Genomic DNA, 12,693 nt, shown 5'->3' on the forward strand with positions numbered 1-12,693 from the left:
TCATTATTATTGAGTAATGATAAATGCATTAATATCTTTAATTTGCTTAAGCTTAGTTTTTATCGTCTCAGCTTGTTCTTTCGATGAATAAGGGCCTAGTTGTACTTTATGTAACCCATCAGCGGTAATAATAAGACCTTTAGTATTTAACGAGGACGATAAATCAGTTAGCCAAGACTGTGCATTATTGGCGTTACTTAGTGCACCTACTTGCACATAATAACCTTGTGCAATTGATGTTGATGAAGATACTACCTGCGGAGCTGGAGCTGGAGCTGGAGCTGGAGCTGGAGCTGGAGCTGGAGCCATAGTTACTGTTGGCGTTGTTACCGCAGGTGTTATTGGCTGTGAAGAGGATATCGGTGTAGTCGTTGTCGCTGAAGTACCTAAATTAGGACGCTCAGGTAGTGCGGCAGTTTTTTTCTCTATTTGAGCACCATGTGTACCAATACCACTCATATAGCCATTTTGATCAACAACAATACCTTCAATTTGCAATGGTGTTGTTGGCATTATGCGTAAACTGTCAGCAACCGCTTGAGTGACCTGTAACTGCTTATTATCAACGTAAGGACCACGATCATTGATGCGTACAACCATTGTACGGCCATTCATTAAGTTTGTGACTTTCACATAACTAGGAATAGGTAACGTTGGATGAGCTGCTGCAAATTCATAAGGATTAATACGTTCGCCAATAGCGGTTAAACGACTCATGGCTAAACTATCGTAAACAATGGCTTGTCCTCGTTCGCTAAAATTAGCAGGATCTTGAACGATATGATAAACCGTCCCATTTTTCCGATAGTCTCTATTAGCTGTTGGATGATAAGGCTCATAACGAGGCTCAGCACCTAATACTCGTTGAGCAGGCACATTCGGTAATGGTGCTGGTTGCTTATTATTTGCGGGCTTATCGATAACACAGCCTGAAAGTAGCAATGCACTGAAACCAATCAAAATCCATTGCAAACGCATAGAAACCTCATTATAAACTTTTTGATAATAGTTTTCGGTGTGTATGAATTGACATAACAATGCCGAACCCTGCCATTAATACAATAAGCGCAGAGCCTCCATAACTCACTAAAGGTAACGGCACACCGACAACAGGAAGGATCCCACTGACCATTCCTATATTAACGAATACATAAACAAAGAGAATTAGCATTAATCCGCCAATCATAACCCTACCAAATGTATTCTGTGCTTTTGATGCAAGGTAAAGACCTCGCGCAATTAAGAGTATATAGAGTGTAAGCAGTATCAGAACACCGATTAATCCTACTTCTTCAGCCAAAACAGCAAAAATAAAGTCTGTATGGCGCTCAGGTAAGAATTCTAATTGAGATTGCGTGCCTTGTAACCAACCTTTTCCATGTAATCCACCAGAACCAATGGCAATTTTAGATTGGATAATATGATATCCCGCCCCTAAGGGGTCTGATTCTGGGTCTAGCAGCATCATTACTCGTGTACGTTGGTAATCATGCATCAGGAAAAACCAGAGTATAGGAATAAATGCAGCAATAAGCAGTACTGCAACGGTAATTAAGCGCCAACTCATTCCTGCTAAAAAGATAACAAAAATACCTGACGCAGCAATTAAAATAGAGGTGCCTAAATCGGGCTGAGCCGCGACTAAAAGGGTAGGAACAAAAATAATCACAAGAGCGATTGCCGTATTACGTAATGTCGGTGGACAAACATCTCGATTCATAAATCGAGCTACCATCAACGGCACTGCAATTTTAGCTATTTCAGAAGGTTGAAAACGAATGATCCCTAAGTCTAACCAACGTTGAGCCCCTTTGCTAATATGACCAAAAACATCAACAAAAATGAGTAAAACGATACAGAAGAAATAGAGATGAGGAGCCCAACTTTCATAAACGCGGGGGGGGATTTGAGCCAAAACGATCATGACCATAAAACCCGTTGCAATTTGCCCCATTTTTCTTTCCATCATTTCAGGATCTTGTCCACTCGCACTCCACATAATAAATGCGCTATAGGCAAGCAAGGCAATAATACACAGCAGAAAAAGGGGATCGATATGTAAGCGAGTCCAGAGTGATTTTTTCTTGTTATTCTCAGTCATAATGATTATTCCTCTGAACCACGTGGAGATGGCGGAGATACTGGCAATACAGTGTTGTTATCACCAAGTAAAATGTGGTCAAGTATCTGACGAGTGAGATCACCCACAGAAGGCCCCGCGCCTCCATTTTCTAAAATAATAGCAACAGCGACAGTCGGTTTGTCATAAGGTGCAAAGGCTATCATTAATTTATGGTCACGAAGATGTTCTGCCAATTGGCTTGCATTATAGGTTTCGTAACTAAATACCTGAGCAGTACCTGATTTTGCTGCAATTTTATAAGGTGCATCAGCAAAACTACGACGAGCAGTACCATTTGGCAGATTAGCAACACCATACATACCATGTTTGGCAAGTTCCCAATAACCGGAATGAATATCCCCAATTTGGCGAGTTTCAGCATCAACATAAGGTAACATCTCATTGCCTAATTTTGTGCCATAAAGTAAATGAGGGGTTTTTACTTGCCCATCATTAATTAATGTCATAAGCGCTTTTGCCATCTGGATGGGGGTTGCAGTCCAATAACCTTGACCAATACCGACTGGAATAGTATCGCCTTGATACCAAGGTTTTTTATACCGCTGTTGTTTCCACTCTCTGGTTGGCATAATGCCATTACGTTCTTCTGATAAATCAATACCGGTGTATTCACCATAACCAAAACGAGTCATCCACGTTGAAATGCGGTCTATTCCCATATCATAAGCAACTTGATAGAAGAAAGTATCTGCAGACTCAATAATTGATTTAGTCACATTCAGTTTGCCATGCCCCCAACGTTTCCAGTCACGGTAGCGTTTTTCAGAGCCGGGTAATTGCCACCAGCCGGGATCGTGGATCGTGGTATTAGCGGTAATCACCCCTTCACTTAATGCTGCAACAGACATAAAAGGTTTCACCGTTGAAGCCGGGGGATAAAGTCCTTGTGTTGTTCGGTTTATAAGTGGTCTGTCAGGGTTATTAAGCAGAGCTTGATATTCTGTATTGGAAATACCGCCAACAAAAAGGTTAGCGTCATAACTTGGGTTAGAAACAAGCGCTAAAATCTCACCATTACGAGGGTCGGTAACAACAACTGCTGCACGGCTTGTCGTCAGTAATGTTTCGATATAAGTCTGTAGCTCAAGATCGATAGTAAGGTAAATATCTTTACCTGCTTGTGGTGGTTGTTCGTGTAATTGGCGAATAACACGGCCTCGGCTATTGACTTCGACCTCTTCATAACCTGTTTTACCATGTAAAACAGATTCATAGTAACGCTCAATGCCTAACTTACCAATATCATGCGTTGCAGCATAATTTGGGTATAAACCTTCTTTTTCTAAGCGTTCAACATCTTTATCGTTAATTTTGGCAACATAGCCAATCACATGGGTTAATGCAGAACCATAAGGATAAAAACGACGTTGGTAGCCTTTAATTTCTAAACCAGGATAGCGGTATTGGTTGATAGCAAAACGTGCCACTTGTACTTGGCTAAGGGCTGTTTTCAGCGCGATAGAGCTAAATCGTCGCGAGCGTTTACGCTCTTTTTCAAATGCGGCGATATCTTCATCGGTTAAATCGATGACATCTCTTAAGCTCTCTAATGTTTCTTTTAGATCCGCAACTTTTTCAGGCACTATTTCTAATTGATAGATAGTACGATTCAGCGCAAGAGGAACCCCCTTGCGGTCGTAGATAATGCCTCGGCTTGGCGGGATGGGAACTAGTTTGATTCGGTTATCATTTGAACGTGTTTGATAATCATCATGGCGAGCAATTTGTATGTGGTAGAGGTTAAAAACCAAAATACCACTTAATATTAGAATGCCTGAAAACGCGACGACAACACGACGGATAAACAGTTTTGATTCCGCAGTATAATCTCGAAACGGGGTGCGTTTTCTTTTCTTCATCCCATTAGTTGATTTCACTTACTTACCCGCCAATTTATTATTCTCGATGATAAGGATGATTTGTGGTAATGCTCCATGCTCGATAAAGGCTTTCTGCAACCACGACACGAACAAGAGGATGTGGCATTGTTAATGGAGATAAAGACCAGCTTTGATGTGCGGCTTCTTTGCAAGCAGGTGCTAATCCTTCGGGGCCGCCAATTAATAAACTGACGTTTCTACCATCAAGCTTCCAGTGTTCAAGTTGTTCTGCGAGTTTTGGTGTATCCCAACGAGCGCCGGGAATATCGAGAGTGACAATACGGTTGCCTTTACCTACTGCGGCTAACATCTGCTCGCCTTCTTTTTCGAGAATACGTTTGATATCCGCATTTTTCCCCCGTTTACCCGCTGAAATTTCGATTAATTCCAATGGAATATCTTTAGGGAAACGATTTAGGTAATCCATAAAGCCGGTCTGGATCCAGTCCGGCATTTTTGTACCAACGGCAATGAGCTGTAATTTCAAACTCAGCTCCAGAGTTTTTCGAGTTCGTACATACGGCGGCTATCTTCTTGCATCACGTGAACCATGGCTTCACCAAGGTCAACAACAATCCAATCTGAAATACCTTGACCTTCAACGCCTAAAGGATGTAATCCTGCTTTGCGACAATCATCAACGAGATTATCTGCGACAGACATCAAATGACGATTGGATGTACCCGTACAAATAATCATGTAATCAGTTACACTTGATTTTCCGCGAACATCTAACGCAATAATATCTTGAGCTTTAGAATTCTCAAGTTTATCAATAATAAATTGCTGTAATTCTGAGCCTTGCAAAAGGGTCACCTTTTATCTATTTAGTTAACTCAATCGAGAAAATAGCAAAACACTATTTTAAAGGTATTTATGCCAATAAATCTATTTACTCGATGATTAATTCAAGTTATCGATAACAAGAACACCAAGCAAGTTTTCCTGTTTTTCGGCGATTAATTTAGGAAAATTAATATATGCCCAGTTGATGCGTCTAATAAATATCAAAAGGCAGGCAAATAATAACTTCCTGTTAGACGACAGTTTTCTTTTTCAGTTCCCTAAACGGCCGCTGAGGGTGAGAATAACAGCTAAACAACAGCTGTCAATGCTCATGAAATACCAATTTGTTATGTTGTTCGTCTATTGCTGGTGCATTATACGACTTAATTTGGTTTTTTTTACTAATAGGCGATCATAATGTGAAAAAAAGATGTATTTATCAATCTTTTGTTAGAAAGAGAAGAGATTGAGTAACCTGAATTGTTTTAATTTATTTAACAGAGAACTTAATAAACAATTAGATTACTGATAAAGCTTTTGTTGACGAATATAGTCTTCGACACGATTAGGCAATAGATCATGGCAGTCTATTCCCGCTTTATGGCGCGCTCGAATATCTGTTGCTGAAATATTATAGAGAGGGGTGTCAGCAAGTAAGATTTTGCCAGCAGGTAAGCAGTGAATATCTTCTTGTTGATAAGTTTGATGCTGTTCAAGCCATGTTTGCATTTGTGGTGTTTCAAAATGAGTTTGATAACCGGGGCGAGCACAAACTAATAAATGGCATACATCAAGTAAACTTTCCCACTGATGCCATGTATTAATTGATAATAATGAGTCTTGCCCAATAATAAATGCCAACGGCTGCTTATTCCCAATTTCTTGGCGAAAATCACGCAATGTTTCGATGGTATAAGAAGGGGTCGGTTTTTCAAGTTCACGTGTATCCACTTTAAATGAAGCAAAAGGACGTAATGCTAGGCGAACCATCTCAAGGCGTTGTTCTGATGATGCTTCTGGTTGTGGACGGTGAGGTGGAATATTATTAGGTAACCAAATGACTTCTTTTAGACCAATTAATCCAGAAAGTGCTTCTACAGGGCGTAAGTGCCCGTAGTGAATAGGATCAAAAGTACCGCCATATAAAGCGATAGCTTGATTAATTAACGGCATTTTATGGTTAGTTTTAGGCATTGCTGACAAATCCTTCTGGTAATGCTTTTCCACACAGCAGTAATCCAAGGGCACTTAAATCAGGCCAAACAGTCTGACCATAATCTTGTTTAACGGTAATTTCGATGCTCGTTAATAAGTGTATTGCTGTGAGTAATTGATGTTCTGAAAGTCGTTGTAATGCCGCACTAAATATAGGACGACGATTCTGCCAAATACGGTGTTGATCAAAAACCTGTTTTATTGGTGCATTTTTTTGCTCACGATGCAGTGTAATTAACTGTATTAATTCACGCTGTAATGTTCTTAGCAAAATAACGGGTTCAACATCTTCTCTTTTAAGTTGTTGTAAAATATGCCACGCACGCTGTGTTTTTCCTGCCAATAATGCATCAACCCAATGATAAGGTGAAAAATGTGAAGCATCATTTACAGCTGCTTCAATACGCGGTAACGAAAGCTTACCATCAGGATAAAGTAGTGAAAGTCGTTCTATTGCTTGTGCTAACGCTAATAGATTTCCTTCATAGCAGTAGCAAAGTAATTGATTACCTTGCTCATCAAGTGCTAATCCTTTTTGTTTCGCTCTACGAGCAACCCATTGCGGTAATTTATCAAGTTCTGGCGTAATGCAAGTAACATAAGTTCCTTGTTGGCTTAAGGTTTTAAACCAATCACTATTTTCTTGCGCTTTAGTGAGTTTATGTCCACGTAGAATGAGTAATAGATCTTGATGTAACTCTTGAGATAAAAGCGCCAGTTTTTCTGACATTGCTGCATTAGGGCCATTTTCAGGCAAATGAAGCAGAATAGATTGTCGTTGAGAAAATAAGCTCAATGACTGGCAAAGAGAATAGATTTCATTCCAGTCAGTATTATTATCAAGGGCAAATTGATAATGCTCAGTGAATCCTTGTGTTTTAGCTATGGATACTATGGCATCTTGGGATTCTTGGAGTAATAGAGGTTCGTTACCCCAGAGTAGGTAACTTTGGCGCAGCCCCTCTTGGAGCTGCGCGTTCAGTTGTTCTGGATATAGACGGATCATTTGGCTGGTGAGATTATCTGTTTCGCCTGAGCGGCTTCTGATACTTTTTGGCGTTCAGCATTGTGAACAACCAATAATTTACGCACTAACATCGCCGCTGCTTGTTCACGCATTTCTTGTTTGATAATGTCATTTTCAGCATCTTTTGCTAATGCTTCCAATGGGTTATCAAAAAATGGGCGAGATACTTGAGACGATATTGGGTAAATCGTGCCATCAGGGATAATAACTTGTGTATCCAGTGTAAACGTTAACTGACGTTCTGCCGTTTTACCATCTTGGTAAACAGAAACGGTTTCTTTACTTTCTGAAGAGCCGATAATTTTTAAGATTGGGATATCAGCTGTTGGGTTCTCAACTAACTGAACGCCGCTTAATCTTAATTGCTGACGCATTACACGAGATAAAGGCCCATAAGGGTCACCAGAGCTCAGATAAAGTGTTTTTAATTCCGCTGGAACCTGTGTTTTTCCTTGTAAATGAAAACCACAGCCAGCGGTGATTAACACCGCCAACCCGAAAAATAGCGAAAGTAGATATCGCACTAGGCCTCCTTATCAGCCAACAACGATGTTCAGTAATTTACCTGGAACATAAATGACTTTACGAATAGTCACTTCTTCCAAATACTTAGCAACACTGTACTCTTTTGTCGCCATTTCCTGAACATATTCTTTTTCTGCATTAGCAGGAACCGTGACACGACCACGTACTTTACCATTAACTTGAACAATGATGAGTTTAGTGTCATCAATCATTGCTTCTTCATCTGCTACTGGCCACGGTGCCACATCGACGTCTTGTTTACCGCCTAATGATTTCCACATAACAAAACAAGCATGAGGAATAATCGGTGAAAGCATACGAACAATGGCTTCTAGTGCTTCTTGCATTAATGCGCGATCTTGCTCAGTTTCTTGTGACGCTCGTGTAAGTTTGTTCATTAACTCCATGATTGCCGCTATCGCAGTATTAAATGCTAAACGACGGCCTATATCATCAGAAACCTTCGCTATCGTTTTATGCAGATCACGGCGTAAATCTTTTTGCTCTGGCGTTAATGTTGCAATATCCAGCGCTTGAGTCGTCCCTTTCTGCGTATGTTCATGCACTAAGCGCCATAGACGACGTAAGAAACGGTTGGCTCCTTCAACGCTAGACTCTTGCCATTCCAAAGTTAACTCAGGTGGCGCAGCAAACATCATAAATAGACGTACAGTGTCGGCACCATAACGTTCAACCATAGTTTGTGGGTCGATACCGTTATTTTTGGATTTAGACATTTTGCTCATACCAGCGTATGTCAATTCATGACCTTTGCTGTCTGTTGCTTTGATGATGCGATTTTTCTCATCACGTTCAACAATAGCTTCTGCTGGAGATACCCAATGACGAGCGCCATCTTCACCGGTGTGATAGAACGCATCTGCTAATACCATACCTTGGCACAGTAAGCGTTTTGCTGGTTCATCAGAATCCACTAAGCCAGCATCACGCATTAGCTTATGGAAGAAGCGGAAATACATCAGGTGCATAATTGCATGTTCGATACCACCGATATACCAGTCAACAGGTAACCAATAGTTAGCGGCTTTTGGATCTAACATGCCTTTATCGTAGTCAGGGCAGGTATAACGAGCGTAATACCAAGAAGATTCCATAAAGGTATCAAAGGTATCTGTTTCACGCAGAGCAGGTTGACCATTAATGGTGGTTTTTGCCCATTCAGGATCAGCTTTAATTGGGCTGGTGATCCCATCCATTTTCACATCTTCTGGTAGAATAACGGGCAGTTGATCTTCTGGAACAGGAACAACAGTACCATCTTCTAAGGTTGCCATAGGAATTGGCGCACCCCAGTAACGTTGACGAGAAACACCCCAGTCACGTAAACGATAATTAACTTTACGCTCGCCCACACCCATTTGTGCTAATTTGTCAGCAATAGCATTAAAGCCAGCTTGGTTATCAAGCCCTGTGAATTCACCAGAATTAATCAGGCTATTCTTTTCAGTAAACGCGCTTGCTGATAAATCAGGTTGGTTACCTTCTGCATCTGCAATAACCGCTTTAATTGGCAGATTGTATTTATTGGCAAATTCCCAGTCACGTTCATCATGACCTGGAACCGCCATTACTGCACCTGTGCCGTATTCCATTAATACGAAGTTAGCAACCCAAATAGCAACTTTTTCGTTTGTTAAAGGATGAATGGCATACATACCCGTTGCTATACCTTTTTTCTCCATTGTTGCCATATCGGCTTCTGCCATTTTCATATTACGGCATTCATCAATGAAGTTTTGGATTGCTGGGTTATTTTTAGCCGCTTTTTGTGCTAATGGGTGACCAGCTGCAACAGCAACATAAGTCACACCCATAAAGGTGTCAGGGCGGGTTGTGTAGACAGTCATTTTGTCGTCGCTATCAGCAACTTTAAAAGTGATTTCTACACCTTCAGAGCGACCAATCCAGTTACGTTGCATGGTCTTAACTTGCTCAGGCCATTCATCTAACGTATCTAAATCGTTTAACAGCTCTTCTGCGTAATCAGTAATTTTAATAAACCACTGTGGAATTTCTTTGCGTTCTACTGGTGTATCACAACGCCAGCAGCAACCATCGATAACTTGTTCGTTAGCTAATACAGTTAAATCATGAGGACACCAGTTAACAGCTGATGTTTTTTTATAAACTAAGCCTTTTTCATATAACTTGGTGAAAAACCATTGTTCCCAGCGATAATACTCAGGAGTACAAGTTGTCACCTCACGATCCCAGTCATAACCAAAACCCAGTTTTTTTAACTGGTTTTTCATGTAATCGATATTTTCATAAGTCCACGGAGCAGGTGCCGTGTTGTTTTTTACTGCTGCACCTTCTGCAGGTAAGCCAAACGCATCCCAGCCAATAGGTTGTAAGACGTTTTTACCTAGCATACGTTGATAACGGGAAATCACGTCACCAATGGTGTAATTGCGAACGTGTCCCATGTGAAGTCGGCCAGAAGGATAAGGTAGCATTGACAGGCAGTAATATTTTTCTTTGTTATTATCTTCTGTCACTTTAAATGTGTCGTTTTTTTCCCAGTATTCCTGGATAGTTTGCTCTATATCTTCGGGACGATATTGTTCTTGCATGGCACCGATAATCCTATGGTGAATTAATGGCTACCGGAGGGTAACCGCTATTATGAAATTAAGACTTGTATAGCATAGCTGATTTTGTCTAATAGCCACAACAGTCTTTCTTAATGATTACGACTGTTTGCCTAACATTTTTAGCAGAAACGCAGTATTTGGTGAGATGAGATAAAGCATATTCGCCATAAATGCGTATTTTTTTCTGAAGTTATTCTGATATTGCGGAAAAAAAGGAAAAATTGATATTGTATTGCGAGATTAGTCTAAATGATCCTTTTACTGCTGGCATACAAAAGAGTACGCCAGCAATTGAGTAAATAGATAAAGTAATAATTATTAATGAAGAATTTTGGCTAAAAAATCTTTAGCGCGATCAGATTTAGGATTATCAAAGAAGTCATTTTTAGGACTATCTTCAACAATGCGGCCTTCATCCATAAAAATAATCCGATCTGCAACTTTTTTAGCAAAACCCATTTCGTGGGTAACGACCATCATGGTCATTCCTTCATTTGCCAGTTCGACCATAACATCAAGTACTTCGTTGATCATTTCAGGATCAAGAGCAGATGTAGGTTCATCAAAGAGCATTGCTATTGGATCCATACAAAGTGCACGAGCAATAGCGACGCGCTGTTGTTGGCCACCAGAAAGTTGAGCGGGGAATTTATGGGCATGATTAGACAAACCCACGCGTTCTAACAGTTTTAAGCCTTTTTCTTTTGCCGCCTCTTTATTTCTGTTAAGTACTTTAACTTGCGCTAGAGTGAGGTTTTCAATAATAGAAAGGTGAGGAAACAACTCAAAGTGCTGAAACACCATACCTACTTTTGCGCGTAACTTAGCAAGGTCTGTACGTTTATCATTGACTTTTGTGCCATCTACCAATATTTCACCTTGTTGTACCGGTTCTAGCCCATTAACCGTTTTAATTAATGTTGACTTACCTGAACCAGAAGGCCCACAAACAACAACAACTTCCCCCTTTTTAACTTCAGTGGAGCATTCAGTCAGTACTTGAAACTGACCATACCATTTGGAAACATCTTTTAGGGAAATCATCTAGGTAGTCCTTTTTTTAAGAAAGTTCACTAACATTGAAGCAGAGAAACTAATAATAAAGTAGATAAATCCGGCAAAGAGGATCATTTCAACTTGTGTACCATCTCGTTCACCAATATTGGCTGCTGTACGGAAAAAGTCGGTAAGACTTAATACATAAACCAGTGAGGTATCTTGAAATAAAACAATACCTTGAGTTAATAATAGTGGGATCATGGCACGAAAAGCCTGAGGTAAAATCACTAAACGCATGGTTTGAGATTTGGTCATACCTAATGCTAATGATGCAGAAAGTTGTCCTTTACTTACACTTTGAATACCCGCTCTGATTATTTCAGAGTAATACGCTGCTTCAAATAAAGAGAACGCTATCATCGCTGAAATCAAACGGATATCGTTTTTAGGGGAAAGTCCTAGAACATTTTGTAATATGTTAGGCACAATAAGATAAAACCACAGTAATACCATCACTAATGGAATAGAACGAAAGGTATTAACATAAGCGGCAGCAAACCAGCGCACAGGTTTAAATGTAGATAAGCGCATCACCGCAAGCACGGTTCCCCATAAAATACCCACAACAATTGCGGTGACCGTAATTTTTAGGGTAATTGCCATTCCGTCGATTAAAAACGGCAAACTAGGGACAACAGAACTCCAGTCAAATTCGTACATTATTGACCTCCTGTTGTGCCGGGTAAGCGAACTCGTTTTTCAAGCCAATTCATCACGACCATAATAACGACATTAATAAGAACGTAAGCTAAGGTAATTGCAGTAAATGATTCATAAGCTTTAGCTGAATAATCTAATAATTTATTTGCTTGAGCCGCCATATCGATAAGGCCTATGGTTGAGGCGATAGCTGAGTTTTTAACTAGATTTACCATCTCAGATGTCATTGGCGGGATAATGACGCGATAAGCATTAGGCAACAGAATATAACGATATGTTTGAGGTAAGGTTAAACCTAAGGCTAGTCCTGCGGCTTTCTGGCCACGAGGTAACGAATCAATAGCAGCTCTAACTTGTTCGCACATACGAGCTGCGGTAAATAACCCTAAGCACAAGGCTGAGGATAAAAAGAATTGAATATTAGGTGCAAGTTCCATTTTGAACCAGTCACCAATAGATTGCGGTAATAGTTCAGGAATAACCAAATACCAAGTAAAGAATTGAACAATTAAGGGGACGTTACGAAAAAGCTCAACATAAATAGTCCCTAAACTTGAAAGCCAGCGGTTAGGTACGGTACGCAAAATACCAAACAAGGAACCAACAAGAAAGGCGATAATCCAAGCGCATAAAGACAAGGCAATAGTGACTTGAAAGCCAGAAATTAGCCAACCTAAGTAAGTGGTGTTACCGAATGGGGCTTCATGGAAGAATATCCCCCAATCCCAATCAATCGACATGATTTCACCTCCGGTGAAAAAAACTGGGGCAGGGAACGGCTGC

Annotated in this window: 12 protein-coding genes; all 12 read right to left on the reverse strand. The window is 40.4% G+C overall.

Features of this window, described 5'->3' with window-relative positions; translation table 11 throughout:
• Nucleotides 1-6: 6 nt before the first annotated feature.
• The 12 genes from rlpA to PH4a_RS11930 all read right to left on the reverse strand — a co-directional run bounded on the left by rlpA (nt 7) and on the right by PH4a_RS11930 (nt 12,650).
• The gene (rlpA, locus tag PH4a_RS11875; protein ID WP_129039981.1) at nt 7-978 is read right to left on the reverse strand and encodes an endolytic peptidoglycan transglycosylase RlpA; all 972 of its coding nucleotides are present in this window, start codon (nt 976-978) and stop codon (nt 7-9) included.
• A gap of 10 nt (nt 979-988) precedes the next feature.
• Nucleotides 989-2,101 (reverse strand): peptidoglycan glycosyltransferase MrdB, encoded by a 1,113-nt coding sequence (gene mrdB, locus PH4a_RS11880; RefSeq protein WP_064719297.1) that lies wholly within the window; start codon nt 2,099-2,101, stop codon nt 989-991.
• Nucleotides 2,102-2,106: 5 nt separating this feature from the next.
• Nucleotides 2,107-4,002, reverse strand: a complete 1,896-nt coding sequence (gene mrdA / locus PH4a_RS11885) for a peptidoglycan DD-transpeptidase MrdA (RefSeq protein ID WP_064719442.1) — start codon at nt 4,000-4,002, stop codon at nt 2,107-2,109.
• A gap of 37 nt (nt 4,003-4,039) precedes the next feature.
• Entirely contained in the window at nt 4,040-4,510 is a 471-nt protein-coding gene (gene rlmH, locus PH4a_RS11890) for a 23S rRNA (pseudouridine(1915)-N(3))-methyltransferase RlmH (protein WP_129039983.1), read from the reverse strand.
• Between the two features lie 2 nt (nt 4,511-4,512).
• Entirely contained in the window at nt 4,513-4,839 is a 327-nt protein-coding gene (gene rsfS, locus PH4a_RS11895; protein ID WP_129039985.1) for a ribosome silencing factor, read from the reverse strand.
• Between the two features lie 492 nt (nt 4,840-5,331).
• The gene (gene nadD, locus PH4a_RS11900) at nt 5,332-6,003 is read right to left on the reverse strand and encodes a nicotinate-nucleotide adenylyltransferase (protein WP_129039987.1); all 672 of its coding nucleotides are present in this window, start codon (nt 6,001-6,003) and stop codon (nt 5,332-5,334) included.
• The gene (holA, locus tag PH4a_RS11905) at nt 5,996-7,030 is read right to left on the reverse strand and encodes a DNA polymerase III subunit delta (protein WP_129039989.1); all 1,035 of its coding nucleotides are present in this window, start codon (nt 7,028-7,030) and stop codon (nt 5,996-5,998) included. The genes nadD and holA overlap by 8 nt, the downstream gene beginning before the upstream one ends.
• Nucleotides 7,027-7,575, reverse strand: a complete 549-nt coding sequence (gene lptE, locus PH4a_RS11910) for an LPS assembly lipoprotein LptE (RefSeq protein WP_129039991.1) — start codon at nt 7,573-7,575, stop codon at nt 7,027-7,029. Before lptE ends, holA begins: the two co-directional genes overlap by 4 nt.
• A gap of 12 nt (nt 7,576-7,587) precedes the next feature.
• A complete protein-coding gene (gene leuS, locus PH4a_RS11915) occupies nt 7,588-10,170 on the reverse strand; it encodes a leucine--tRNA ligase (RefSeq protein ID WP_129039993.1) in 2,583 nt (860 codons plus the stop codon).
• 339 nt (nt 10,171-10,509) lie between these two features.
• The gene (locus tag PH4a_RS11920; protein WP_129039995.1) at nt 10,510-11,235 is read right to left on the reverse strand and encodes an amino acid ABC transporter ATP-binding protein; all 726 of its coding nucleotides are present in this window, start codon (nt 11,233-11,235) and stop codon (nt 10,510-10,512) included.
• Nucleotides 11,236-11,910, reverse strand: coding sequence for a glutamate/aspartate ABC transporter permease GltK (gene gltK, locus PH4a_RS11925; RefSeq protein WP_064719305.1), 675 nt, complete (start codon nt 11,908-11,910; stop codon nt 11,236-11,238).
• The gene (locus tag PH4a_RS11930) at nt 11,910-12,650 is read right to left on the reverse strand and encodes an amino acid ABC transporter permease (protein ID WP_064719306.1); all 741 of its coding nucleotides are present in this window, start codon (nt 12,648-12,650) and stop codon (nt 11,910-11,912) included. Before PH4a_RS11930 ends, gltK begins: the two co-directional genes overlap by 1 nt.
• Nucleotides 12,651-12,693 lie beyond the last annotated feature (43 nt).

Source organism: Proteus hauseri, from assembly GCF_004116975.1.
GTDB classification, from domain to species: Bacteria; Pseudomonadota; Gammaproteobacteria; order Enterobacterales; family Enterobacteriaceae; genus Proteus; species Proteus hauseri.